Source organism: Labrys sp. Lb11 (assembly GCF_057554225.1).
The window spans coordinates 430,180-454,347 of sequence record NZ_BAAJOT010000002.1 but is presented as its reverse complement, the minus strand read 5'-3'; the positions used below and the strand labels follow the sequence as shown (position 1 = coordinate 454,347).

Sequence of the window (24,168 nt, the reverse complement as noted above, 5' to 3'; positions counted from 1 at the left end):
CCGGCTCAGGCGACCAGCTTGACGCGCCGCGCCTCGTTGGCCAGCACCTCGCGGATTTCGCGCGAGGGCATCGGCCGCCCGAACAGGTAGCCCTGGCCCTCGGTGCAGCCCTCGGTCTTGACCCGCTCATACTGTTCCGTCGTCTCGATGCCCTCGACCAGGATGGTCAGGCCGAGGTCGCGGCCGAGGCTGGCCACCGCGCGGACGATGGCCGCGGAGCCGGCGTCATGGCCGATGTCCTTGACGAAGGAACTGTCGATCTTGATCTTCTCGAACGGGTATTTGCGCAGATAGCTCAGCGAGGAATAGCCGGTCCCGAAATCGTCGAGGGACAGGCGCACGCCCAGCTGCTTGAGCTGCTTCATGGTGGCGAGGGTGAGGGCGCTGTCCTGGATCAGCACCATCTCCGTCACTTCCAGCTCCAGGCGGCTGGCCGGCAGGCCGGACTTGGCGAGCGCGGTGACGACGGTGCTGCCGAAGCTGCGGTTCTTGAACTGCACCGGCGACAGGTTGACGGCGAGGCGCGTGTGCTTGGGCCAGGCCGTCGCCTCGACGCAGGCCTGGTTGAGCACCCATTCGCCGAGCGCGACGATCAGGCCCGTCTCCTCGGCGATGGGGATGAACTCCAGCGGCGAGATCCAGCCGCGCACCGGGTGCTGCCAGCGCACCAGCGCCTCGCAGCCGGCGATCCGCCGGTTCGCCAGGTCGACCAGGGGCTGGTAGTGCAGCTCGAACTCGCCGCGCTCCCAGGCATGCCGCAGGTCCAGCTCCAGGGCACGCCGCTCCTGCGCGCCGGCATCCATGCTCGGCTCGAACAGGCGAAAGGCGCCGCGCCCGTCGGCCTTGGCGCGATAGAGGGCGAGGTCGGCGTTCTTGAGCAGCCGGTCGGTGTCGGAGCCGTCGCGCGGCGCCAGGGCGATGCCGGCCGAGGCGCTGATCTCCAGATGGTGTCCCTCGATCTCGAAGCGCTCGGACAGGGTCTCCATCAGCCGCCTGGCGAGGCGCGAGGCATCCTCGCTGCGGCGGATCGGGTATTGCATGATGACGAATTCGTCGCCGCCGAAGCGGGCGACGACGTCGGTCTCGCGAACCGAGTCGCGAAGGCGCTCGGCCACGGCGCGCAGCAGCCCGTCGCCGACAGGGTGGCCCAGCGTGTCGTTGACCGACTTGAAGCGGTCGAGGTCGATCCAATGGATGGCGAGCCGGTCCGGGCCGCCGCGCAGATGCGCCAGCGCATTGTCCATGTGCTGGTGGAAGGTGCGCCGGTTGGCGAGGCCGGTGAGCTCGTCGTAGCGCGCCATGCGCGAGACGATCCGCTCGGCCTCCTTGCGGGCGGTGATATCCTCGAAGATTACCACCGAGCCGCCTTCCGGCATGGCGCGCTGGGACAGGAGGATGGTCCGACCGTCGGTCAGTCCGGCCTCCGTCTGGCCGACATGGCCGCCGGCAACCTCGCGGACCAGCTTGCCGAAGACGCGCCGTGCCACGGCGCGGGAATGACGTCCGCTGCGGATGGCGATCTGCAGCAGCTCGTGGGCCGAGGCGCCGGCGCGGATGTCGTCGGCCGGAAGGCCGGTGACCTCCAGGAAGCGTTCGTTCCACACCGCCAGGCGCCCGTCTCGGTCGAACATGCACAGGCCGTGCGACATGTTGGTGAGGGCGGCGTCGAAGCGGTTGGCCTGCTCGCGGTAGCGGCCGGCGAGCTCGGCCTTGTCGCGCGTGGTCACCAGAGCCTGGACGATGATGTCGCGGATGCTGAGGGTGATGTCGACCATGCCGTAGATGAACAGCAGCAACACCGTGGCGAGGGTGTTCTGCATCGTGCCGCCGTTCATGTAGAGCCCGATCGACAGCGGCACCGCCGCCAGCGTCAGCTGGGCCACGGCGATGTAGGGACGGCCGGCATTGCGTCCGGTGATGCCGGCGGCATAGCCCACCGACATCGTCGCCACCACCAGGTGCAAGGCCGGATCGTCGGTCAGCAGCACCGCGAGCAGGCACTGCAGTCCGAGCAAGCCGGCATAGGACCAGGCACCGAGCTCGTAGACCCGTTCCCAGCGATAGGCCGTTTGCACAAGCTCCGGGTCGCGCCGCGTGCGATAGGCGATGGCGGACAGGATGCGGGCGAGGCCGACCAGGAAGATCGCCGTCGAGCAGAGGGTCAGCCAGATGTTCTCGGATCGGTACGACACCATCGCGCCGACCAGGCCGCCGGCGACGGCCCCGACCACCAGCGAGGCGAACGGAGCGTAGAGGGAGTCCACCAGCGCCATCCGCACGTCGTCAGGAAGCTTGGCATCCGCCTTCCTGACGTCGAGCAGTTTGCGGATCAGCAGAGCCATGGAACGCGTGCGTTGCCTTCTTGTCGAACGTCGAAACGATAACAGGGGAGCCCTGAACGTCTTCTCTTCCCATTGAAGAAAATTTTATGGGAACAGGACGCAGAAACGCACGAACATCGACTGGGGTACGACGGGTTCCTGCCTCGCAAGCGGGGTGGCGGGAAAGCGCTTCCCGAAACGATAACAAAGGGCGGCGCCGATGCGCAATGGCCGCGGCGCGCCCGAGGGCGCCGCGGCCGCTGCACGTCGCCGCCGGTTCAGGCGCCGAGCCGGGCGCCGGTCTCGGGATGGAACAGGCGGACGTCGCCGGGCGCCACGCCGATCGTGATCCGGTCGCCGACGCGCAGCGCCGGCCGGTCGGTGGTGAAGCTCTTCATGTCCTGTCCGGCGACCTGGAGGTGCAGCACCGTGCCAAGGCCTGTCGGCTCGATCAGGTCGGCTCGGGCCGAGACCTCGCCGGTGCCGAGTGCGATGCGCTCGGGGCGGATGCCGACGACGACGCGGCCGTCGGCCGGCAGAGCCGCGACCGGCGGCAGGACGGCGAGCAGGGCATCGCCGATCCGGACCTCGAGCCGTCCCTGCGCCGCGACCGCCTGGCCTTGCAGGAAGTTCATGGCCGGCGAGCCGATGAAGCCGGCGACGAACATGTTGGCCGGGTCGTCATAGAGCTGCAGCGGCGTGCCGACCTGCTGGATGACGCCGCCATTCATGGCGACGATGCGGTCGGCCATGGTCATGGCCTCGATCTGGTCGTGGGTGACGTAGACCGAGGTCGCGCCGAGGTCGCGGTGCAGCTTCTTGATCTCGAAGCGCATCTGCTCGCGCAGACGGGCGTCAAGGTTGGACAGCGGCTCGTCGAACAGGAAGGCCTTGGGCTTGCGCACGATGGCGCGGCCCATGGCGACGCGCTGGCGCTGGCCGCCGGAAAGCTGGCGCGGCTTGCGCTCCTGCAGCGCGTCCAGGCCGAGCTTGGCTCCGGCCCGGCCCACCGCCTCGGCGATGCGCTCTCGCGGCGTCTTCTTCAGCTTGAGGCTGTAGCTCATGTTGTCGCGCACGCTCATATGCGGGTAGAGCGCGTAGGACTGGAAGACCATGGCGATGTCGCGGTCTTTCGGCGCGAGGTCGTTGACCACGGTGCCGCCGATGCTGATCTCGCCGGCGGTCATGTCCTCCAGCCCGGCGATCAGGCGCAGCAGCGTCGACTTGCCGCAACCGGAGGGACCGACCAGCACCACGAATTCGCCGGAGGCGATGGCGAGATCGATGCCCTTGAGGATCGAGACGCTGCCGAAGCTCTTTTGCACGCCGCGGATGTCGATGGAGGCCATGGCGATTACCCCTTGACCGCGCCGGCCGTGAGGCCCTGCACGAGATAGCGCTGGATGAGGAAGAAGAAGGCGCAGGCCGGGATGAGGGCGAGGACGCTCGCCGCCATCATCTGCCCGAAGTCGACCGAGAATTTCGACACGAAGGACAGGAGGCCGACCGGGAAGGTGGTCGCGGCCTGGGCCGAGTTCAGCATCAGGGCGAAGAGCAGCTCGCTCCAGGCCGCGGTGAAGACGAAGCCCAGCGTCGCCGCCAGGCCCGGCAGCGTCAGGGGCAGGATGATCTGCAGCACCGCCTTGAGGCGCGTCGCCCCGTCGATCATCGCGGCCTCCTCCAGCTCCTTGGGGATGCCGTCGAAGAAGGACTGCATCAGGAAGGCGGCGAAGGGCACGTTGTAGGCGACGTAGATGATGATCAGGCCGGTGAGGCTGTTGGTGAGGCCGAGCGGGGCGAACAGCTTGAAGATCGGGGCGATGATCATCACCAGCGGGAACATCTGCGTCACCAGCATCAGTCCGATCAGCCAGAACTTGCCGCCGAAGACGAAGCGCGAGAAGGCGTAGCCCGCGCCGGCGGCGATCAGGGTGGTGACGACGGCCGTGACGCCGGAGACGATCAGGCTGTTGCGGAAGAACAGCGGGAAGTCCGAATGCCGGAGCACCGAGGTGTAATGCTCCAGCCCCGCCTGCGACGGCCACATGCGCACGCCCTCGCTGTAGAGCAGCTCATTGGGCGTCACCGACACCTTGAACAGCCAGTAGAGCGGGAACAGGGCGAACAGGACATAGCAGCCGATGGCGACGTAATGCAGCGTCCACAGGGCTGCGCGCTTTCGAGAGGATCCTCGCATGGCGCCCTCAACCGGCTTTGACGAGAAGCTGGCGCAGCGCCACCAGCAGGAAGGCATAGGCGAGCAGCAGCACCAGGAGGACCGCGGCGATGGCCGAGGCATAGCCGAAGTCGAGGCGCTGGAAGGCCTGGGTGAAGATGTAGCTGGCGACGATCTGGGAGGAATCGGCCGGGCCGCCCTTGGTCATCACCACGATCAGGTCGGCCGAGTTGGCGATCCACACCGTGCGCAGCATCACGGTGATGGCGACGGTGGGAGCCAGGAACGGCACGGTGATCGAGCGGAAGCGCTCGAAGGAGGAGGCGCCGTCGATCTCTGCCGCCTCGTAGATGTCCTTGGGGATCGACTGCAGCGCCGCCAGCAGGGTGATGGCGAAGAAGGGGATGCCCCACCAGACGCAGGCGATGATCGGGCCCCACAGGGCTGTGCGCGGATCGGACAGGATGTTGTCGGGCGACGCCATCAGGCCGAGGGCATGGGCCCAGTGCGGCAGCGGGCCGACCACCGGGTTGAACAGCCAGGCCCAGTTGAGGCCCGACAGGAAGGTCGGCACCGCCCAGGGCAGGAAGACCAGGGCCTGGACGATGCCGCGGCCGGGGAAGGGCCGGTTGAGCAGCAGCGCCAGGATCAGGCCGAAGACGAACTGCAGCAGCACCGCGGCCACCGTCCACACGAAGGTGTTGCGCAGCGCGTTCCAGAAATTGGCGTCGGCCCAGAGGGTTCTGAAGTTGGCCATGCCGACGAAGCCGCCGCTGAACGGGTTCAGCAGCTGGATGTCGCGGAAGGCATAGGACAGGCCGATGACCAGCGGCACCAGCATGATCGTCGCGATCAGGAACACGGAAGGGGCCGTGTAGAGGTAGGGCTCGACGGCGAGCATGAAGCGGCGCCGCCGCCTCGTTCCGATGCTGAGTGCCTCGACGGCCATCCCGTGATCCTCTGTCGATGTGACGGCGGTTGTGGCGCGGCGCGGAGCCTTCCGCTGCGGGGCGGGCGGCCGGGCGACGCGGGCCGGATGGCGGCGCGGCGGGCGGGGCAGCCCCATCCGCCGCTCCTTCGCGGCGGTGTCTTCCCCGCCCGGGCGGGGAAGGCCTCCGCCTGCGGCCTGGCCGCTGCTACTTCTTATCGGCCAGGTACTTCTGCTGGGCCTTGGTGAGGTAGTCCGCCCATTGCTTGGCGAGGTCCTCGGGCGAGAGCTGGCCGAGAAGTGCCTGCTGGGTGGTCTTCACCGCGATCGAGTCGGCGAAGAAGGCGAACTCGGACAGGTAGGTCGGCATCACCGTCGGCACCACGTCCTTGTCGGCGAGCGAGGCGAACCAGCCCTTGAACTTGGGATCGGCGTAGAAGGGATCCTTCTCGGCGCTGACATAGATGGGCAGCGCGCCGATCTTCTTGTTCCAGGCGATATTGCCTTCCGGACCGTCCAGGGTGGCGATCAGCTTCCAGGCCAGGTCCTTGTCCTTGGCGGTGGAGAACATCGACCAGCTGCCGTAGCCGATGGTCGGGAAAGCCTTGCCGGCCGGTCCCTTGGGCATGGGCACGACGTCGTAGTCGTCCTTGTTCATGCGCTCGGCGATGGCGATCAGGGCATCGGGATCCTGGTCGAGCATGGCGCAGGTGCCGGAATAGAAGCCCGAGACGATCTCGTTGAAGCCCCAGTTGACGCTGTCCTTGGGGGCATAGCCGTTCTTGTACATGTCGACCAGGAAGGTCACGCCCTTGACCCAGCCCGGATCGGCCATGGTCGAGGTGCCGTCCTCCTTGAAGAAGGTGTTGTCACCGTTCATGGTCGCGCCCATCATCATCCAGCCGTTGAGGCCGCCGGGGCCGCCGCGCAGGCAGTAGCCGGACTTGCCGGGCAGGGCCGAGATCTTCTTGGCCGCTTCCATGAACTCGTCCGTGGTCTTGGGCGGGCCGTCGATCTTGGCTTCGGCGAACAGTTTCTTGTTGTAGAACATGGCCCGCAGGTAGAAGCCGTAGGGCAGGGCATAGGCCGTGTTCTTGACGTAGCGGCCCATCTCCAGGGCGCGGGCGTTGAGGTCCTTGGTGTGCTCCCACTTGGCCAGGTACGGCTCCAGGCTCTCCAGCATGCCGTTGTTGGCATAGAGCGACAGCCAGCGGTCGGGCATCTCGACCACGTCGGGGGTGTCGCCGGCCGAGACCATGGTGGCGAACTTCTCGAAGGCCTGGCCCCAGGGCAGCGAGACGATCTCGACCTTCACGCCGGGATTGGCGTCCTCGAAGGTCTTGACGATGCCCTTGAGCGTCTCGGTGCGCTCGGGGCTGGTGATGACCTCGACCAGCTTCAGCGTGGTCTCGGCCTTGGCGCCGGCGGCGAACATCAGTGTCGCGGCGGCGGCCAGAAGCAGCTTCTTGATCATGGATCTCCCCTGTTGGACGTAACGGATTGTTATTGACGGCGGCGCGGGCCGCCGCTTCGGTTCCTCGACAGGCCGGCGGGCCGGCCCTACAGGCTTGCCAGGCCCGGTGCTTCCCTCCCCGGCGCCGAGGCGCCGGCAAGCGCCTGCTCGATGTCGCTCCAGAGGGCATCGACGCCCTCCAGCCCGACGTGAAACCTGACGACCCGCTCCGGCACGCCGAAATCGATCGCCGAGTTGGGGCCGGCGGCCTGGTGGCGCGTCACCAGGGCCGGCACGACCAGGCTCTCATGCCCGCCCCAGCTGACGCCCAGCTTGAACAGGCGCAGGGCGTTGCAGAAGGCTGGAATGTCGACGCTGTCGTCGAGCTCGAAGGAGAACAGGCTCGATGTGCCGGTGAGACCCGGCGGCAGGCAGTTGCCGAGGCCGGGATGATGCACGGCCGTGACCTGCCGGTGCGCCGACAGCCGCCGGGCGATGGCCAGGCACGCCGTCTCGTGGGCGCGCATGCGCGTGGGCAGGGTGCGCAGGCCGCGCAGCAGCAGCCAGGCCTCGAACGGAGCGAGCTTGGCGCCGAGATAGGGGTGGATGCTCTGGCGGATGCGCCGGATCAGCGCGGCGCTGCCGGCGACCACGCCGGCCACGGTGTCGCTGTGGCCGCCGATATATTTGGAGGCCGAATGCAGCACGAGGTCGACGCCGAGCGTCACCGGCTGCTGGAACACCGGCGTGGCCCAGCTGTTGTCGATGACGGTGACGACGCCCTCGGCCCGGGCCAGGGCGGCGAGGGCGCCGACATCGTGCGCCTCCATCATCCAGCTGGTCGGGCTCTCCATGTAGAACAGCTTGGCCCCCTTCAGCGCCGCCGCCACGGCTTCGTGGTCGCGGCCGTCGACATAGGTGGTCGAGACCTTCCAGCGCCTGAGCAGCGTCTCGAACAGGCGGTAGCTGTCGGGATAGACGTGGCGGACGCAGACGATGCGGTCGCCGGGCTCGACGAAGGCCAGCACCGTGCCGGAGATGGCCGCCATGCCGCTGGCGAAGCCGATGGCATCGTCGGCCGCCTCGAGCGCCGCCAGCTTCTCCTCGAACAGGCGCACGGTCGGGTTGGTCACCCGGGTGTAGACCATGCGCGAGCGCTCGCCCTTGTAGGTCGCCACCATCTCGTCGAAGGACGAGAAGGTAAAGAGCGACGTCTGCACGATCGGCGGCACCACCGCGTCGAAAGCGTGGTCGCCGTCATGGGCGACGATGAGATCAGCCGCGTCGGCGCCGGCGGGATCGGTCATTGCGACATGTCCTTGATGTCTTCCTCGACGATCTCGAGGATGGCGAAGGTCTTGGCCCGGGCCGCCGCCGCATCCCGGTCGCGGATGGCGTCGAACAGCTGGCGATGGAACGGGAAGGAGCGACGGGCGAAGTCGGGCCGGTTGAACGGCTCCTCGAAGAAGTTCTCGAAGGCCTCGCGGATCTGCTCCAGGAGCTGGCGGAACAGCGGGTTGTGCGTCGCGTCGTAGATGGAGAGGTGATAGGCCAGATCCTCGCGGCCCGACGTGCCCTTGGCCAGGTGCACCCGCTCCATCTCGTCGAGCTTCTCCTCGATGGTCGCGAGGTCGGCGGGCGTGCGTCGCAGCGCGGCGACGGCGCTCGCCTCCATCTCCAGGCCGCGGCGCACCTCCAGGGTCTGCAGCAGCCGGTCGCGCAGATGCGCGGCGTCGATCACCAGCGGCATGTGGATGGCGTCGGCCGAGAAGGGGCGCAGCAGATAGGTGCCGCTGCCCTTGCGGGATTCGACGATGCCCATGACCTGCAGCTGGCTCATCGCCTCGCGCACGGTGGAGCGGCCGACGGCGAGCGCCTCGGTGAGCTGGCGCTCGGTCGGCAGGCGGTCGCCGGGGGTGAAATCGGACCCGGCGATGAACTCGGCCATGGCGCGCAGGACGCTGTCCACCCGCCCGGCGGGCGGCAGAGGCATCAGGCCGTTGGTCGAGGGCTTGCGCATGCGGGCTCGCCGGGATCAAAATTGGTCTGACATCTGATCGATTTTGGTGGGAGCGTCAAGCAGCAATCGCGGCGGGCGCGAACCCTGCCGCGGCGCCGGGACGGTCTTGCCGACCGGGGAGGGCGCTAGGCCAGGAGCCCCCTGGCTTCGTCCTCACCGAGCGGCGCCGGCCGCTCGCAGCCGTCGGTGATGGCGACGGGCCGGCCGCCGGCGGCCGAGTCGAGGATGCCGGCCATGACCGCCAGCGTGTGCAGCGCGACGGCGCCGTTGGCCCGGTGCGGCCGGTTGTCGAGGATGGCGCGCGCCATCTCGGCGAGGCCCAGGCCGCGATAATTGGCAAGGTGCGGGTTCGGGGCCGGCCAGTTGAGCGCACCGAACACCCGGTCGCCGCTGCCGGTCGCGGTCCAGTCGCCGCGTTCGCGGGCGACATCGACGGCGCCGCCGAAGAAGTTGGGATCGGGAACCCGCATCGAGCCGTCGGTGCCGTAGAGCTCGATCGGCGGCACGCCGTGCTTCCACACGTCCCAGCTCGCCAGGAAGGCGACCTGGGCGCCGGAGGCGAAGCCGAGCAGGGCCTGCACCGTGGTCAGGACCTCGACCTTGATGGTGCTGCCGCGGATCGGCGAGGCCTGCGCCGTGACGATCCGCTCGGCAAAGCCGGTCTGGCCCACGGCGGTGACGCCGGCGACCGGCCCGAGCAGGGTGATCAGGGTGGCGATGTAATAGGGCCCCATGTCGAACACCGGCCCGGCGCCCGGCTTGAAGAAAAAGGCCGGGTTGGGGTGCCAGTTCTCCATGCCGTGCGACAGCACCGACATCAGGCCGGACAGCGGCCGGCCGATGGCGCCGCCGTCGACGAGGGCGCGGGCGGCCTGGATGCCGGCTCCCAGCACCGTGTCCGGCGCCGAGCCGACACGCACGCCGCGTGCCTGCGCTGCCGCGACGACGGCGCGGCCGTCGGCGAGCGTCGTGGCCAGCGGCTTCTCGCCATAGACGTGCTTGCCGGCTTCGATCGCCCGCAGGGCGATCGGGGCGTGGGCGTCGGGAACGGTCAGGTTGAGGACGATGTCGACGTCCGGGCTGGCGATCAGCGCGTCGGCCGGCCGGACGGGCAGGCCGTACCGGGCGCCCTGGCGGGCGGCCGCATCGGGGTTGATGTCGCTGACGGCGACGAAGGCGATGTCGCGGAACAGCCGGGCGTTGGTCAGGTAGATGTCGGAGATGTTGCCGCAGCCGACGAGGCCGATCTTCAGGGGCATGGTTCAGGCCTCCCCGTGGAGCCGGGACATGGTTGCGAAGCTGGCGCCGGCAAAGCGCAGGAAATCGCTGGGATTGTCGTGCTCGGCCACCATGATCTCGGCGCCGGCCGCGGCGGCGGCCTGCCACAGGGCGGTCCAGGGCAGCACGCCGGCGCCGATGTCGGCCCAGCCGTCCTCGTCGGTCTTGGTGCCGGCGGGGGCGATGTCCTTGACATGGACGAGCGGCACGCGGCCGCGATAGCGCCGCAGCCAGGGCACGGGGTCGACGCCGGCGCGCACGACCCAGGCGAGGTCGGCCTCCCAGGCGATGCCCTCGCCCAGGACATGCTCGATCGGCGAGGTGGCGTCCGGCAGGGGGCGGAACTCGAAGTCGTGATTGTGCCAGGCGAGCCGAAGGCCGTGCGTTTCGAGACGGGCGGCGATCCTCTGCAGGCGCGCGCCCAGACCCTTCCAGCCGGCGGTATCGGCCGGACGCTGCCCGGCGCCGAGATAGGGGCAGACGACATAGGTCATGCCGAGGGTCCGGGCGATGGCGGCGGCCCGGTCCGGGGCGTCTTCCAGCAGGCCGAGGTCGAAATGGCCGCTCCTAGCCGTCAGCCCGGCAGCGTCCAGGGCCGTGCGCAGGCCCGCGGCATCGGCGTAGAGCCCGCCGAACGGCTCGACATTGGTGTAGCCGATCCGCGCCAGCGCCGCGAGCTGATCGGACAGGGGCGGGAAGTTGCGGGAGGAGTAGAGCTGGAAGGAGTAGGGGGTGGAAATCGCCATGGAGCATCCCTGCCGTGCTGACCGCCTGGAGACGCGCCCGCAGGCGCGTCCGACAGCCAAGCGCGGACGGGAGCAAAAGGGAAGGGCCGGCGGACGATGTCGGCCGTCGGGGCCGGCAGCAGGAGGATCGGCGGGAGTGCGCCGGCCCGACCCGGCGTGGGCTACTGCGTCTTCTTGCCGTCGGCTCCGTATTGCTTGAGGAAGGCGATGACGTTCTTGATGTCATCCTCCTTGGACAGGCCGACAAATGCCATCTTGTTTCCAGGAACTTTCTGTTTAGGATTCTTAAGATATGCTGAGATATTCTCTTCGGTCCATTCCAGATTGGCATTCTTCATGGCGTCGGAATAATTGAAGCCGGCGACCGAGCCGGAATGCCGGCCGATGACGCCATTCAATTCGGGACCTACGGCGTTCTTTGCGGTCTCGCCAATTTGATGACATGCCTTGCATTTGATGAATACTTTTTCACCCAATGCTGCATCCTGAGCGTGAGCGGCGCCTCCCCAAGCCAGAGCCGCAAGTGTAGCGAGCGCGATACGCCTCATAATAGTTTCCTCCCCACAAAAGCTTCTCGGAATGGTTCCGGAAAGCTTGCTGAATACCCCGGATCGACTCATGCGATCTTCCTGCGCGGCCTCCGCCTCGCAGCGACGTCAGAATGACGCTGGACAGTATGAGAAATGATGATCAGACTGTGTGTCAAGAATAGTTCTAATTTTTTCACCGGAACGCGTGCTTCCAATCGTCGCGGCCCCGCGCCGGAGCTCCGGCACCCATCCGGCCGTGTACGGCACGGACCCGTGGAGGGGAGCCGGTCCCGGCCGCATTCGGGGGCGCGGGCGTCGGATAGGGGCGCATAGGAGGATTGAATGCCCACTCGCCGCGATATGCTGCTGCTCGCCGGCGGCGCCCTGGCCATGCCGGGCTTGGTGCGGGCGGCTGAACCCGTCCCGGTCCGGATCGGCGTTCTGCAGTTCGGCACGGTCGGCTGGGAGATCGAGACGATCCGGCGGAACGGCTTCGACGTGGCCGCCGGCGTGAGAATCGAGACGACGCGGCTGGCCTCCAACGATGCCGCCCGCATCGCTTTCCAGTCCGGTGCGGTCGACGTCATCGTCAGCGACCTCCTGCTCGCGGCCCGCATCCGCGCCGAAGGTCGCGCCGTGGTCTACGCGCCCTTCTCCGCCACGGAAGGGGCGGTGATGGTGGCGGCGGATTCTCCGGCCCGGGGCGTCGCCGACCTCGCCGGCCGCAGCCTCGGCGTCGCCGGCGGCGCGCTCGACAAGAGCTGGCTGCTGCTGCAGGCCTATGGCCGCAGGACCGCCGGCCTCGACCTCGCCAAGGCGGCGCGGGCCGCCTTCGGCGCTCCGCCGCTGATGAGCGAGAAGCTGGCGTCCGGCGAGCTCGACGCCGCGCTGCTCTACTGGAATTTCTGCGCCCGGCTGGAGGCGCGGGGGTTCCGCCGGCTGATCGGTGCGGAGGAGGTGATGCGGGCTTTCGGCGTGCGCGGGCCGCTGGCGCTGGTCGGCTACATGATCGACGACCGCCTCGCCGCCGGTCGGCCCGAGGCGGTGCGCGGCCTTCTCGCCGCCTCGCGCGCCGCCAAGCGGCTGCTGGCGACATCCGACGCGGCCTGGGCGGCGATCCGTCCGCTGATGCAGGCCGAGGACGAGGCGACCTTCCAGACCTTGCGGCGGCGCTTCGTCGAGGGCATCCCCGACCGGCCGATCGCCGAGGAGCGAGCCGACGCGCAGACGCTCTATGCCGTCCTCGCCGAGATCGGCGGCGAGAGGCTGGTCGGATCGGCGAAGACCTTGCCGGCCGGCCTCTATTGGGGTGCCGACTGATGGCGGGGCGGCACACACGCGGCCGCGACCTTGCCGTGCGCGCGGGCTCGCTGCTGCTGTTGCTCGCCATCTGGCAGGTGGGCGCGGTGCTGGCCGCCAGCAGGGCGCTGCCGACGCCGGTCGCCGTGGGCCAGTTCATCGCCACCGAGGCGGTGCAGGGCGAGCTTGTCGCCAATATCGTCGCGACGCTGCGGCGGGTGGTGCTCGCCTTCGCCGTCGCCATGGCGATCGGCTGCGCCGTCGGCGTGGCGCTCGGGCGCTCGACGGCGGCGGACACGCTGTTCGATCCCTGGCTGCTGGCCCTGCTCAATGCCCCGGCCCTGGTGGTGGCGGTGCTGTGCTACATCTGGCTCGGACTGGGCGAGACCGCCGCGATCGTGGCGGTCGCCCTCAACAAGATCCCCAATGTGGTGGTGATCCTGCGCGAGGGCGCCCGTTCGCTCGACCCGGGGCTGGAGGAGATGGCGCGGGTCTATCGCTTCTCCTACGCCACCTGGGCGCGGCATGTGCTGGCGCCGCAGCTCGCGCCCTTCATCGCGGCGGCGGCGCGCTCGGGACTGGCCCTGGTGTGGAAGATTGTGCTGCTGGTCGAGCTGCTCGGCCGGCCGGACGGCGTCGGCTATGCCATCTCCGTCTACTTCCAGCTCTTCGACGTCCGCGCCGTGCTCGGCTACGCCGTCGCCTTCATGGCGGTGATGCTGGCGGCCGAGTTCCTGGTGCTGCAGCCGCTGGAAGCGCGGGCCCGCAGGTGGCGCCTTGCAGCGGCTTGAGCTCGACATCGTCCGCAAGGCGTATCGGCGCGGCGACGGCACGGTGATCGAGGCGGTGCGCGGCCTGCGCTTTGCCCTCTCCCCCGGCGAGTTCGTCTGCCTGATCGGCCCGTCCGGCTGCGGCAAGACCACGGCCCTGCGCGTCCTGCTCGGTCTTGACCGGGCCTTCGAGGGGCGGGTGTCGCCCGACCCGGCCGGGCTGGAGGTCGGCATGGTGTTCCAGGAGCCGCGCCTGCTGCCCTGGCGCAGCGTGGAGGAGAACGTCCGGCTGTGCATCCGCCGCGGCCGGCGGACCCAGCCGCTCGACGGCCTGTTCGCCGCTTTCGGCCTCGAGGAGTGGCGCGGCCGCTATCCCGGCGAATTGTCGCTCGGCCTGGCGCGGCGGGCGTCGCTCGTCCGGGCGCTGGTCAACGAGCCGGAACTCCTGGTGCTGGACGAGCCCTTCGTCTCGCTCGACGACCGGGCGGCGGCGGAACTGCGCCAGGCGGTGACCGCCGCCGCCGCCCGGCGCGGCATGGCGGTGCTGATGGTGACGCACAACGTCCGCGAGGCGATCGAGCTCGCCGATCGACTGCTCCTCCTGGCGCCGCGGCCGACGCGGGTGCTGGCGGAAGTGCCGCTGCCGGTGCCGCGGGCGGAGCGCAACGCGGCCTGGATCGAGGCGCGGCATGCCGAACTGGCGGCGCGGGAGTGAACGATGATGATGCGATGCCTGTACGCGATGCTGTGCCTTGCCCTGCTGCTGCCGGCCGCCGTCATGCCGGCTCTCGCCGGAGAGGACGAGCCCTTCCCGGTGACGGAGGTGGCGGAGGGAGTGTTCGTCTATGTCGCTCCCTATGCGCTTGCCGCGCCCGGCAACCTCGACGCGATCGGCAATGCCGGCTTCATCGTCGGGCGCGACGCCGTGGCGGTGGTCGACACCACGGGCAGCTTCCGGGCGGGCCGACGCCTGCTGGCGGCGATTCGGGGGAAGACCGACCTGCCGATTCGCTATGTCATCAACACCCATGTCCACCCCGACCACCTCCTCGGCAACGCCGCATTCGCCGGCACCGGTGCGACCTTCGTCGGCCACCGCACCCTGCCGGCCGCGCTCGCCGCCCGGGCGGAGGGCTATCTCGCCGCGACGCGTGACCTGATCGGCGCGGAGGCCTTTGCCGGCACGATCGCCGTGCCGCCGACCCTGCTGGTCGAGGGGCGCACGAGCCTCGACCTGGGCGATCGGGCGATCGAGCTGGAGGCCTGGGCGACGGGCCACACCAATTCGGACCTGACCGTACTCGACCGGCGGACCGGCACCTGGTTCCTGGGCGACATGCTGTTTGCCGGCCATGTGCCGGCGCTCGACGGCAGCCTCAAGGGCTGGCTCGCCGACCTGGAGCGGGCCAAGGCGCAGCCGGCCGCCCGGGTGGTGCCCGGCCACGGGCCGGCGGCGATGGCGTGGCCCGATGCCGCGGAGCCGATCGAACGCTATCTCCTGCGGCTGCAGACCGACGTGCGCGCCATGGTCCGGGAGGGCCGGACCATCGGCGAGGCGGCGCGGGAGGCCGGCCGCGCCGAAGCGGGGAAATGGGAGCTTTTCGACGATTTCAACGCCCGCAACGCCACGGCTGCCTTCCACGAGCTGGAATGGGAGTAGGCGCAGGCGAATTGTCGTCATGCTGCAGTGCAGCTTATTGATGCTGCTTTGCAGTATAAATCGAGGGTGGGGAGTATTTGATAGGAATATATGCAGATTGGATCCGATCTATTGCATACCCAAGAAATTCTGCTTAGAGTTCCCACATCTTCGGCTTCAACGGCTTCTGTGATGGGGATCGCAGGGCCGGTTCGAAGGCCGGCAGGGCACTGTCCCTGCTTGGCTTCAGGGGCAACTTGCTGGCTGTGACACGCTGCCGAAGACACGAGGTATCCCCAAGGCGAACGAGCGACGCTCAACTTGGCATGCCATCCGCCGGATGGAGTGACCATGGCCACTCGGAGGAAACGTTCATGAAACGACTATTGGTACTGGCGGGGATCGTCGGATCCCTGTTCTGGTCCGGCGCAGCCAGCGCGAACGACGAAGTCAAGAAGCTCATCGATGACCCCAACCAGTGGGTGATCCAGACCGGCGACTACGCCAACACCCGGTATTCCAAGCTCGACCAGATCAACGCCGAGAACGTCAAGAAACTGCAGGTTGCCTGGACCTTCTCGACCGGCGTGCTGCGCGGGCACGAGGGCTCGCCGCTCGTCATCGGCGACGTGATGTATGTGCACACGCCGTTCCCCAATATCGTCTATGCCCTCGATCTCAACAACGACGGCAGGATCATCTGGAAGTACGAGCCCAAGCAGGATCCCAACGTCATTCCGGTGATGTGCTGCGACACCGTCAATCGCGGCCTCGCCTATGCAGACGGCAAGATCTTCCTGCACCAGGCCGACACCACCGTCGTCGCCCTCGACGCCAAGGACGGCAAAGTCGTCTGGAGCGCCGTCAACGGCGACCCGAAGAAGGGCGAGACCAACACCGCCACCGTGCTGCCGGTGAAGGACAAGATCATCGTCGGCATCTCCGGCGGCGAGTTCGGCGTGCAGTGCCACGTCACCGCCTACGACATGAAGACCGGCAAGCAGGTCTGGCGCGCCTATTCGGTCGGCCCGGACGACCAGCTCCTGGTCGACCCGGAGAAGACCACCGAACTCGGCAAGCCGATCGGCAAGGATTCCTCGCTCAAGACCTGGCAGGGCGACCAGTGGAAGACCGGCGGCGGCTGCACCTGGGGCTGGTATTCCTATGACCCCGATCTGAACCTGTTCTACTATGGTTCGGGCAACCCCTCGACCTGGAACCCCAAGCAGCGTCCCGGCGACAACAAGTGGTCGATGACCATCTTCGCCCGCGACCCCGACACCGGCATGGCCAAGTGGGTCTACCAGATGACCCCCCATGACGAGTGGGACTATGACGGCGTCAACGAGATGCCGCTGGTCGACCAGAAGATCGACGGCAAGGACCGCAAGCTCCTCGTCCACTTCGACCGCAACGGCTTCGGCTACTCGCTCGACCGCGTGACCGGCGAGCTGCTCGTTGCCGAGAAGTACGACCCGGCGGTGAACTGGGCTTCCAAGGTCGACATGGACAAGAACAGCAAGACCTATGGTCGCCCGCTGGTCGTGTCCCAGTACTCGACCGAGCAGAACGGCGAGGACGTGAACTCCAAGGGCATCTGCCCGGCGGCTCTCGGCACCAAAGACCAGCAGCCCTCGGCCTTCTCGCCCAAGACCGGCCTGTTCTACGTGCCGACCAACCATGTCTGCATGGACTATGAGCCGTTCAAGGTGAGCTATACGCCCGGCCAGCCCTTCGTCGGCGCCACCCTGTCGATGTATCCGGCCCCCGGCGGCAACACCATGGGCAACTTCATCGCCTGGGACGCCACCAAGGGCAAGATCGTCTGGTCGCTGCCTGAGCAGTTCTCCGTCTGGTCGGGGGCCCTGGCCACCGCCGGCGACATCGTGTTCTACGGCACGCTTGAAGGCTACCTGAAGGCGGTCGACTCCAAGACGGGCAAGGAACTCTACAAGTTCAAGACCCCGTCGGGCATCATCGGCAACGTCATGACCTACACCCACAAGGGCAAGCAGTATGTGGCGGTGCTCTCGGGCGTGGGCGGCTGGGCCGGCATCGGCCTGGCAGCGGGCCTCACCGACCCCAACGCCGGCCTCGGCGCGGTCGGCGGTTATGCCGCCCTCAACAACTACACCGCGCTCGGCGGTCAGCTCTCGGTGTTCACGCTTCCCGAATGAGGGCAAGCGCGTAGACCGTCACTGAAAATCTGGTCGGGGCCAGCACGCATGCACACAGGCGCGCTGGCCCTTTCAGTCAACGCCGAGACACCGGCGGCAAACCTGGCGGCGAAGCCCGCTGCCAGCCCGGGCCGTCCGCGTGGCGGGAGGATATGTGTTGCTCTGGACATTTCTGACAGTTGAACCGCGACGGTGGGCCGTCGCAACCTGCACAGCCGCCGGGATCGCGGCGGCCCTGTCGGTCGCCGCGCCGGCGGGCGCGCGAGCGGAGGCGACGAAGCCGGCGAGCAGCGAGGACGGCAAGTATGCCGATGCCGACGGGACGCCGGTCTATCGCGTCGACCCCGACGGCAAAGTCGACTGGTATACGTTCTCGGGCTATCGGCGCTATCATTCCGAGTGCCATGTCTGCCATGGCCCGGACGGCATGGGCTCGACCTATGCGCCGCCGCTGGTGGAGTCCCTCAAGCACCTGAAATACGAGGATTTCATCACCATCGTCGCGCAGGGGCGCAAGAATGTCGGCGGCGGCAACGAGAAGGTGATGCCGGCGCTTGGCGAGAACCGCAACGTCATGTGCTATCTCGATGACATCTACGTCTATCTGCGGGCCCGGTCCGACGGAGCCCTGGGGCGCGTGCGCCCGGAAAAACACGATGACAAGCCCCAGAGCGCCAAGGACAACGAGACGGCCTGCATGGGCAACTGAGCGCCGGCCGGCGGCGGCAGCGGCGCTGGCCGCGGCCGCCTTCGCCTGGGCAGCGTCGCTGCCCGGCGCCGCCGGCGCCCAGCAGATCCCCGATCTCGTCACCCATAACGTGCTGCGCGTCTGCGCCGATCCGGCGAACACGCCCTTCTCCAACCGCCAGAGCGGCGGCTTCGAGAACCGGATCGCCGAGATCGTCGCGCAGGAGCTGAAGGTGCCGCTGCGCTACTACTGGATGCCCCAGGGCCCCGGTTTCGTGCGCAACACCCTCGGCTCGGGCCTGTGCGACCTGATCATCGGCTATGCCTCGGGCGCCGACATCGTCGAACATTCCAATCCCTACTACACCTCGACCTATGTGCTGGTGGTGAAGGCCGGCGGCCCGCTCGACGGGGTGGAGAAGCTCGACGATCCTCGCCTGAAGGGGCGCAAGCTCGGCGTCATCGCGGCGACGCCGCCCGCCGACCGCCTGCTCGAGCTCGGGCTGGTGCAGGATGCCAGGACCTATGCCTTGCTGGTCGACCGGCGCTTCGAGTCGCCGGCCGAGGAGGCGATCGCCGACCTTGCCGCCGGCAAGATCGAAGGCGCCCTGCTCTGGGGGCCGATCGGCGGCTATTTCGCCCGCAAGGCTCCGGTTCCGCTCAAGGTGATCGCCCTCACCCAGGAGCCGAGCCGGCCGCCGATGTCCTACCGCGTCACCTTCGGCATCCGTCCGAACGAGCGGGAATGGAAGCATGCGCTCAACGATGTCATCCGCAAGCGCCAAGGCGACATCGACAAGGTGCTGCTGGATGCCGGCGTTCCGCTGCTCGACAACAGCGGCAAGCCGCTTGTCGCCACGGGAGCGGCGACGCCATGACGGCGCGCCGCAGCGCCGCGCTGGCTCTCGTCGGCCTTCTCGTCCTTGCCGCGCCCGGAGACGCCGCTCCGGCGGCGGCGCCGGAGGAGCCGGCGACCTACCGGCTGGATCACTACAGGGCGCCGACGCCGGCGACGCTGAAGGGGGCCGCCGTCGTCACCACGGCCGAGGCCGAAGCCTTGTGGCGGAGCCGGGGTGCGGTGTTCGTGGATGTCCTGCCGCGCCCGCCCAAGCCAGAGGGCCTGCCGGTCGGCACCATCTGGCGCGAGCCGCCGCATCGCTCGATCCCCGGCGCAGTCTGGCTGCGCGACGTCGGCTTCGGCGAACTGGCACCGGTGACGCAGGCCTATTTCGAGCGTGGCCTCGCCGAGGCGACCGGCGGCGACCGCACGAGGTCGCTCCTGTTCTTCTGCAAGCGCGAATGCTGGATGTCGTGGAACGCAGCGAAGCGGGCGCTGAGTCTCGGCTATTCCGCCGTCCGCTGGTACCCGGACGGCGTCGACGGATGGGAGGCGGCCGGGCTGGCCCTCGAGGAGATCCAGCCGCGGCCCTGATGCCCGTCGCCGGGACGTAATTTGCCGGCTATTTGCCCTTCATCTTGCTCTTCAGCGCCAGCAGGCCGGCGAGATAGATGTCGGCGATCGCCTTGCGCGCGGACTTCTCCGGCACGCCCTTCGGCTCGAAGGTCGACGACCACGTGATCGCCACCTTGCCGGGTTCATCGTCCTCCTCCAGCTTCAGCGTCGAGACGTAGTTGCTGATCGGCAGCGGGCTTTCGAGGATCTCGTAGGTGTAGAGGTGATCCTTGTCGTCCCACTTGACCAGCTTCTCGACGAATTTGGCGCCGTCCTTGGTGGTCAATGTGCGGATCTTCGCTCCGTCCTTTTCCGACAATTCGCAGGAGGCGATGGCCGGGTGCCAGGTCTGGATGCCGCAGAAGTCGCCGATCAGGGCCCAGGCCTGGTCGACCGTCGCGACGCCCTCGATGCGATTGCTGTTCTTGGCGGCGAGGGCCTCGGCAGAAGCGAGCGTCGCCAGCGTCAAGGCGGCGATGAAAGCCAGTCTCTTCATGAAGCGTCCTCCGATCCTTATTTTTCTCTCACGTTCAACGTGCCTTCGGACAGGCTAGCGAAAGTGCCATTCCTCGGCAATTCTTACTATTTTCATGGAAATTCTCGGCAATGTTCGTTGCAAAGCTTCCGAGCGGCGTGTTGGAAGGCCGAAGTCGCGCGAGGATCACCATGCCGGATGCGGCGGGTTGTGATAGGGTGGCGGACAACCTGACGAACGGAGGCGTGAGATGAGCGAAGACGGCAAGGACGTCGCGCTGGCGGAGGCGGACGTGGTGCAGCGCCTGCAGCAGGAGCTGCCGCACTGGTATTTCGAGAACGGCTGGATCCGGCGCCGCTACAAGACCAACAGCTGGAAGAGCACGCTGATGGTGATCAACACCGTCGGCCACCTGGCCGAGGCGGCTTGGCATCATCCGGACATCACGGCCTCCTATGCCTGGGTGGAGGTGCGGCTGATGACCCACACGGCCAAGGGCGTGACCGAGAAGGATTTCCAGCTCGCCCGCAAGATCGAGGAGGTGGTGCAGTGGCAGCCGGCCAGGGAGGGCGGGGCGCTGGAGGGAACGCCGCAGAACGACCTGCGCTTCTCCTACATCAAGTACGACACGTGATCGGGCCGGCGGGCCGGACGGCTGGGGCGGAGCCATGGCGCTGCCGGGCGCTTGCGCTCGCCGCCCTGCTGGCGCTGGCGGGGGCGCCGGCCGGCGCGCAGGACTTGATGCGCCATCTCGACCTCGACTCGCCGATGATGACGCAGGCCGAGATGAGCCGGGCCGAGGTCGAGCGGGTCCTGGCCAAGCCGCCCGCCGACCTCGCCGGCAGGCGCCTTTCCGGCCTCGACCTCTCCGGCCTCGACTTCCGCGGCGCCAACCTGCGGACGGCGATGCTCAACGGCACCAGGCTTGCCGGCGCCCGGCTTGGCGGCGCCACCCTGGACCAGGCCTGGCTGCTGAAGGCCGACCTGTCGGGGGCGGATCTGGCAGGAGCAAGCCTGTTCGGGACGCAGGCGATCGGCGCGCGGCTCGACGGCGCCGACCTTTCCGGCGCCCGGGTGGCCGGAGATTTCACCGGCGCCAGCCTGAAGGGGGCAAAGCTGGTCCGCGCGCGGCTCGGCGCCGACATGCGCAACCAGTCGATGGGGCTGATGCGGGCGGTGCTCCAATCGGCCTTGCTCGACGGGGCGGACCTGACGCAGGCGGACCTGTCGCGGGTCGATCTCGAATTCGCCAGTCTGCGCCAGGCGGATCTCTCCGGCGCTGACCTGCGCGGCGCCCAACTCGCCGGCGCCGATTTCCTCGGCGCCAAGGTCGAGGGAGCGGATTTCGACGGCGCCGATCTCGCTTCGGCCCGGCTCCGCGGCGTGATCGGCCTCGGGCAGGCCCGCAACGTCGAACGCACCCGCAATCTCGACCGGGCCCTGCGCGATTGATCCAGGCCGGACCGGCCGAGGCGCCGCGATTGCCGGGCGATACGCGGCGGCCATCGACCTCGCGAGGGGGCGGCGGTGAGTGTTCGGACGACAGGAGGTTCCATGACCGCGTTGAGGATCGCCCGGGGCGCCTTGCTCGTCAGCATCACGCTCTACGTGGCGACTATGGCGATTGTCCTGGCCGGCTACCGGGCGCCCGCGCTTCTGTCGATCGGCATTTGCTCCATGATAGGCATCGAGGTCAGCGCGGTCGCCTGCGTTGTCCTGCAGACGGCAACCTGCCTGGCCCGCCGCCTGCGGCGGTGACGCTAGTTTCCGGTCGGCGGAGCCACGCGGCGGCAGACGGTCTTGAGATAGCTGGTCGGGCCGAGATGCTCGCGCAGCGCCGTACGGGCGACGATCTCCTGCCAGCCCATGGCGCAGGCGAGCTCGGACGGCACCTTCGTCGACATCACGTCGATGGCGGTCTTCTCGGTGCAGGCGTCCTGGCGCAAGGAGGTCGCACAGATCAATACAAGAGCAACATAAGAATCCATTTCCGATGTCCTCGCTTTGCATCGAGGAACGGGATGATATCCTTGTTTCGATTTGGGGACGATGGATTTGCGGTCACGACGACGTCTCGTGTTCGGCGAAGCGCCGGTCGATACCTTGGAAACTCGTCCTGGGGACGGGCAGGAACGTCTCGCCCTGATCGATCAGGAACTGGCACAGCGTCTTGACCGCCGGCATCAGCCGCCGCTGCTTGAGGTGCACGATCTGCCATTGGCGGATGATCGGGAGGCCGATGATATCGAGCATGGTCAGGCGTCCGGAGGCGATCTCCGCCTCGATGGTATGGCCAGAGATGAAGGCAATGCCGAGCCCGGCCATGACGGCCTGCTTGATGGTCTCGTTGCTCGACATCTGCATGCCGATCTTGGGCTTGACCGCCATGTCGGCGAAGTAGCGCTCCATCAGGCTGCGGGTGCCGCTGCCCGGCTCGCGCACCATCAGTGTCTCGCCGGCCAGGGCCGTGGGGTCGATCATCCGCTGGCCGGCCAGCGGATGATCGGGCGGGGCGATGATGACGTGCGGGTTGTCGCCGATCACCGTGGCCTCGACCTCCAGCTCCTCGGGCGGGCGGCCCATGATGGCGATGTCGAAGTCGAGCTGGCGCAGGCCGGCGATGATGTCGGACCGGTTGCCGACGGTGAGGTGCAGCGTGATGCCGGGATGCTGGCGGGCGAAGGCGGCCAGGGCACGCGGCGCGAAATATTTGGCGGTGCTGACGATGCCGACCGCGGCGGTGCCGCGCTGGGAGCCGACGAGCTCGGCGAGGGCGGCCTCGCATTCGGCCAGGACCCCGGCGATCCGCTCCGCCGCGACCAGCACCTCGCGTCCGGCATCGGTCGGCATCGTGCCGGCGGCCGAGCGCTCGACCAGCGGCAAGCCGGCCTGCTCCTGCAGGAGCTGCATCTGCAGGGTCACCGCCGGCGGGGTGATGTTGAGACTTTGTGCCGCACCCGTGACCGAGCCGGCCTTGAGCAGGGCGGCAAAAGTGCGGAGCTGCTTGAGTGTGACGTTGCGCATGGCGGTATGATTTAGTTTTGTTGAATGGCAGCATAATCAAATTCAAATTTACTTACAACATCGGCGCGCCATGATGCCTCGAGCAGGCGGGACGGTGCGCCACGTCGAAACGATCCGGCGGACTTGAGCGGCTGGGCGGGAGGTTCAACCATGTCGGGCGTCATCAGGCTCGAGACCCATCTGGCACGGCAATGCCGAACCGGGGAGACCGTGCGGTCGGCGGCTGCGGATGTGATCCTGGCGCTCGCCGGCGCCGCCCGACGGGTCGCAACGCTGCTGGCCCAGGGGCCCCTGGCCGGCAGGCTCGGGACCGTCCATGCCGACGGGCGCGGCGGCGATAGCCAGAAGGAGCTCGACCTTCTCGCCAACCGGCTGATGGTCGAGGCCCTGGCGAGGGCCCCGGTCGGCGTCATCGGCTCGGAGGAGATGGACGAGCCGATGACAGGCGCGGCCGACGGCCCGCTGGCCGTGGCGATCGACCCCCTGGACGGCTCCGACAACATCGAGACCGGGGTGCCGGTCGGTACCATCTTCTCGGTGTTGCCCCGGCGCGGTGGCGAGGCCATGGCCAGCCTGCTGCAGCCCGGCCAGGCGCAGATCGCCGCCGGCTACTTCATGTACGGCAGCCGCATCACCCTGACCCTCACTTTTGGCGAGGGTACGCAGGTGTTCACGCTCGATCCGTTGTCCGGCGAGTTCGTCCTGACCGCGGCCCAGGTGGCGATCCCGCTGCAGACGCGCGAATACGCCATCAACGGCTCGAATTTCCGGCACTGGGACGAAGCGATCCGTCTCTATGTCAGCGATTGCCAGAAGGGGACAGCGGGGCCGCGCGGCGCCGATTTCAACACCCGCTGGAACGCGTCGCTGGTGGCGGAGGCGACGCGGATCCTGCTGCGCGGCGGCATCTATCTCTACCCCGGCGATGCCCGGCCGGGCTACGGCCAGGGCCGCCTGCGCCTGGTCTACGAGGCCAACCCGATCGCCTTCCTGGTCGAGCAGGCGGGTGGGGGCGCCAGCGACGGGCGCGAGCGTATCCTCGGCCTAGTACCGACCGGCCTGCACCAGCGTATGCCCTTCGTCTTCGGCTCGCGCAGCGAGGTCGAGGGCGTGGCACGCTACTATTCCAGCCCGCTCGACACCGGCGAGACCTCGCCGCTGTTCGGTCGCCGCAGCCTCTTCCGTGTCTGAA

General features: G+C 68.2%; 25 protein-coding genes. 12 read left to right on the top strand and 13 right to left on the bottom strand.

Translation table 11 applies throughout. The features are described 5' to 3' along the window. Positions 1–5: 5 nt before the first annotated feature. From AC27L4_RS07280 to AC27L4_RS07235, 10 genes are all read right to left on the bottom strand, one after another. Positions 6–2,342 carry a putative bifunctional diguanylate cyclase/phosphodiesterase gene (locus AC27L4_RS07280; protein WP_487141415.1) on the bottom strand — a complete coding sequence of 779 codons (2,337 nt, stop codon included), beginning with the start codon at positions 2,340–2,342 and terminating at the stop codon, positions 6–8. A 257-nt stretch (positions 2,343–2,599) separates the two neighbouring features. Further along, entirely contained in the window at positions 2,600–3,670 is a 1,071-nt protein-coding gene (locus AC27L4_RS07275) for an ABC transporter ATP-binding protein (protein WP_487141414.1), read from the bottom strand. Positions 3,671–3,675: 5 nt separating this feature from the next. Then, positions 3,676–4,518 (bottom strand): carbohydrate ABC transporter permease, encoded by an 843-nt coding sequence (locus AC27L4_RS07270; RefSeq protein WP_487141412.1) that lies wholly within the window; start codon positions 4,516–4,518, stop codon positions 3,676–3,678. 7 nt (positions 4,519–4,525) lie between these two features. Continuing rightward, positions 4,526–5,446: a carbohydrate ABC transporter permease gene (locus tag AC27L4_RS07265; protein WP_487141411.1), complete on the bottom strand. Its 921-nt coding sequence runs from the start codon at positions 5,444–5,446 to the stop codon at positions 4,526–4,528. Between the two features lie 187 nt (positions 5,447–5,633). Continuing rightward, positions 5,634–6,896 (bottom strand): ABC transporter substrate-binding protein, encoded by a 1,263-nt coding sequence (locus AC27L4_RS07260; protein ID WP_487141922.1) that lies wholly within the window; start codon positions 6,894–6,896, stop codon positions 5,634–5,636. A gap of 89 nt (positions 6,897–6,985) precedes the next feature. Then, complete coding sequence (locus AC27L4_RS07255) at positions 6,986–8,185, bottom strand: PLP-dependent transferase (RefSeq protein ID WP_487141410.1); 1,200 nt, start codon at positions 8,183–8,185, stop codon at positions 6,986–6,988. Further along, positions 8,182–8,898, bottom strand: a complete 717-nt coding sequence (locus tag AC27L4_RS07250) for a FadR/GntR family transcriptional regulator (RefSeq protein ID WP_487141409.1) — start codon at positions 8,896–8,898, stop codon at positions 8,182–8,184. The genes AC27L4_RS07255 and AC27L4_RS07250 overlap by 4 nt, the downstream gene beginning before the upstream one ends. 125 nt (positions 8,899–9,023) lie before the next feature. Further along, positions 9,024–10,157 carry a Gfo/Idh/MocA family protein gene (locus AC27L4_RS07245; RefSeq protein WP_487141407.1) on the bottom strand — a complete coding sequence of 378 codons (1,134 nt, stop codon included), beginning with the start codon at positions 10,155–10,157 and terminating at the stop codon, positions 9,024–9,026. 3 nt (positions 10,158–10,160) lie between these two features. Then, positions 10,161–10,922: a sugar phosphate isomerase/epimerase family protein gene (locus AC27L4_RS07240; protein ID WP_487141406.1), complete on the bottom strand. Its 762-nt coding sequence runs from the start codon at positions 10,920–10,922 to the stop codon at positions 10,161–10,163. A gap of 161 nt (positions 10,923–11,083) precedes the next feature. Continuing rightward, positions 11,084–11,470, bottom strand: coding sequence for a c-type cytochrome (locus AC27L4_RS07235; protein WP_487141405.1), 387 nt, complete (start codon positions 11,468–11,470; stop codon positions 11,084–11,086). Positions 11,471–11,794: 324 nt separating this feature from the next. Between AC27L4_RS07235 and AC27L4_RS07230 the strand changes: the two genes are divergently transcribed. The 8 genes from AC27L4_RS07230 (at position 11,795) to AC27L4_RS07195 (ending at position 19,456) form a co-directional block, all read left to right on the top strand. Then, the gene (locus AC27L4_RS07230; protein WP_487141404.1) at positions 11,795–12,772 is read left to right on the top strand and encodes an ABC transporter substrate-binding protein; all 978 of its coding nucleotides are present in this window, start codon (positions 11,795–11,797) and stop codon (positions 12,770–12,772) included. After that, positions 12,772–13,542: an ABC transporter permease gene (locus tag AC27L4_RS07225; RefSeq protein WP_487141403.1), complete on the top strand. Its 771-nt coding sequence runs from the start codon at positions 12,772–12,774 to the stop codon at positions 13,540–13,542. Before AC27L4_RS07230 ends, AC27L4_RS07225 begins: the two co-directional genes overlap by 1 nt. Continuing rightward, on the top strand, positions 13,529–14,236 hold the full coding sequence (locus AC27L4_RS07220) for an ABC transporter ATP-binding protein (RefSeq protein WP_487141402.1): 708 nt from the start codon (positions 13,529–13,531) through the stop codon (positions 14,234–14,236). Before AC27L4_RS07225 ends, AC27L4_RS07220 begins: the two co-directional genes overlap by 14 nt. Before the next feature lie 3 nt (positions 14,237–14,239). Then, on the top strand, positions 14,240–15,181 hold the full coding sequence (locus AC27L4_RS07215) for a quinoprotein relay system zinc metallohydrolase 2 (RefSeq protein ID WP_487141401.1): 942 nt from the start codon (positions 14,240–14,242) through the stop codon (positions 15,179–15,181). A gap of 353 nt (positions 15,182–15,534) precedes the next feature. After that, positions 15,535–17,337, top strand: a complete 1,803-nt coding sequence (xoxF5, locus tag AC27L4_RS07210) for a lanthanide-dependent methanol dehydrogenase XoxF5 (protein WP_487141400.1) — start codon at positions 15,535–15,537, stop codon at positions 17,335–17,337. A gap of 235 nt (positions 17,338–17,572) precedes the next feature. Further along, positions 17,573–18,046, top strand: coding sequence for a c-type cytochrome, methanol metabolism-related (locus AC27L4_RS07205; protein ID WP_487141921.1), 474 nt, complete (start codon positions 17,573–17,575; stop codon positions 18,044–18,046). Next, positions 17,994–18,902, top strand: a complete 909-nt coding sequence (locus AC27L4_RS07200) for a substrate-binding domain-containing protein (RefSeq protein ID WP_487141399.1) — start codon at positions 17,994–17,996, stop codon at positions 18,900–18,902. The genes AC27L4_RS07205 and AC27L4_RS07200 overlap by 53 nt, the downstream gene beginning before the upstream one ends. After that, complete coding sequence (locus AC27L4_RS07195) at positions 18,899–19,456, top strand: PQQ-dependent catabolism-associated CXXCW motif protein (protein WP_487141398.1); 558 nt, start codon at positions 18,899–18,901, stop codon at positions 19,454–19,456. Before AC27L4_RS07200 ends, AC27L4_RS07195 begins: the two co-directional genes overlap by 4 nt. A gap of 28 nt (positions 19,457–19,484) precedes the next feature. On the opposite strand, the gene AC27L4_RS07190 is transcribed toward AC27L4_RS07195, so the two are convergent. Beyond that, positions 19,485–19,973: an SRPBCC family protein gene (locus tag AC27L4_RS07190; protein ID WP_487141397.1), complete on the bottom strand. Its 489-nt coding sequence runs from the start codon at positions 19,971–19,973 to the stop codon at positions 19,485–19,487. A gap of 229 nt (positions 19,974–20,202) precedes the next feature. Between AC27L4_RS07190 and AC27L4_RS07185 the strand changes: the two genes are divergently transcribed. The 3 genes from AC27L4_RS07185 (at position 20,203) to AC27L4_RS07175 (ending at position 21,710) form a co-directional block, all read left to right on the top strand. Beyond that, the gene (locus AC27L4_RS07185; RefSeq protein ID WP_487141396.1) at positions 20,203–20,586 is read left to right on the top strand and encodes a 4a-hydroxytetrahydrobiopterin dehydratase; all 384 of its coding nucleotides are present in this window, start codon (positions 20,203–20,205) and stop codon (positions 20,584–20,586) included. After that, on the top strand, positions 20,583–21,404 hold the full coding sequence (locus AC27L4_RS07180) for a pentapeptide repeat-containing protein (RefSeq protein ID WP_487141395.1): 822 nt from the start codon (positions 20,583–20,585) through the stop codon (positions 21,402–21,404). Before AC27L4_RS07185 ends, AC27L4_RS07180 begins: the two co-directional genes overlap by 4 nt. A gap of 102 nt (positions 21,405–21,506) precedes the next feature. After that, positions 21,507–21,710 carry a hypothetical protein gene (locus tag AC27L4_RS07175; RefSeq protein ID WP_487141394.1) on the top strand — a complete coding sequence of 68 codons (204 nt, stop codon included), beginning with the start codon at positions 21,507–21,509 and terminating at the stop codon, positions 21,708–21,710. A gap of 2 nt (positions 21,711–21,712) precedes the next feature. Here the strand turns inward: AC27L4_RS07175 and AC27L4_RS07170 are convergent, their stop codons facing one another. Next, positions 21,713–21,940, bottom strand: a complete 228-nt coding sequence (locus AC27L4_RS07170) for a hypothetical protein (RefSeq protein ID WP_487141393.1) — start codon at positions 21,938–21,940, stop codon at positions 21,713–21,715. 73 nt (positions 21,941–22,013) lie between these two features. Next, on the bottom strand, positions 22,014–22,976 hold the full coding sequence (locus AC27L4_RS07165) for a LysR family transcriptional regulator (protein ID WP_487141392.1): 963 nt from the start codon (positions 22,974–22,976) through the stop codon (positions 22,014–22,016). Between the two features lie 150 nt (positions 22,977–23,126). Between AC27L4_RS07165 and AC27L4_RS07160 the strand changes: the two genes are divergently transcribed. Next, entirely contained in the window at positions 23,127–24,167 is a 1,041-nt protein-coding gene (locus AC27L4_RS07160; RefSeq protein WP_487141391.1) for a class 1 fructose-bisphosphatase, read from the top strand. Position 24,168: the final 1 nt, after the last annotated feature.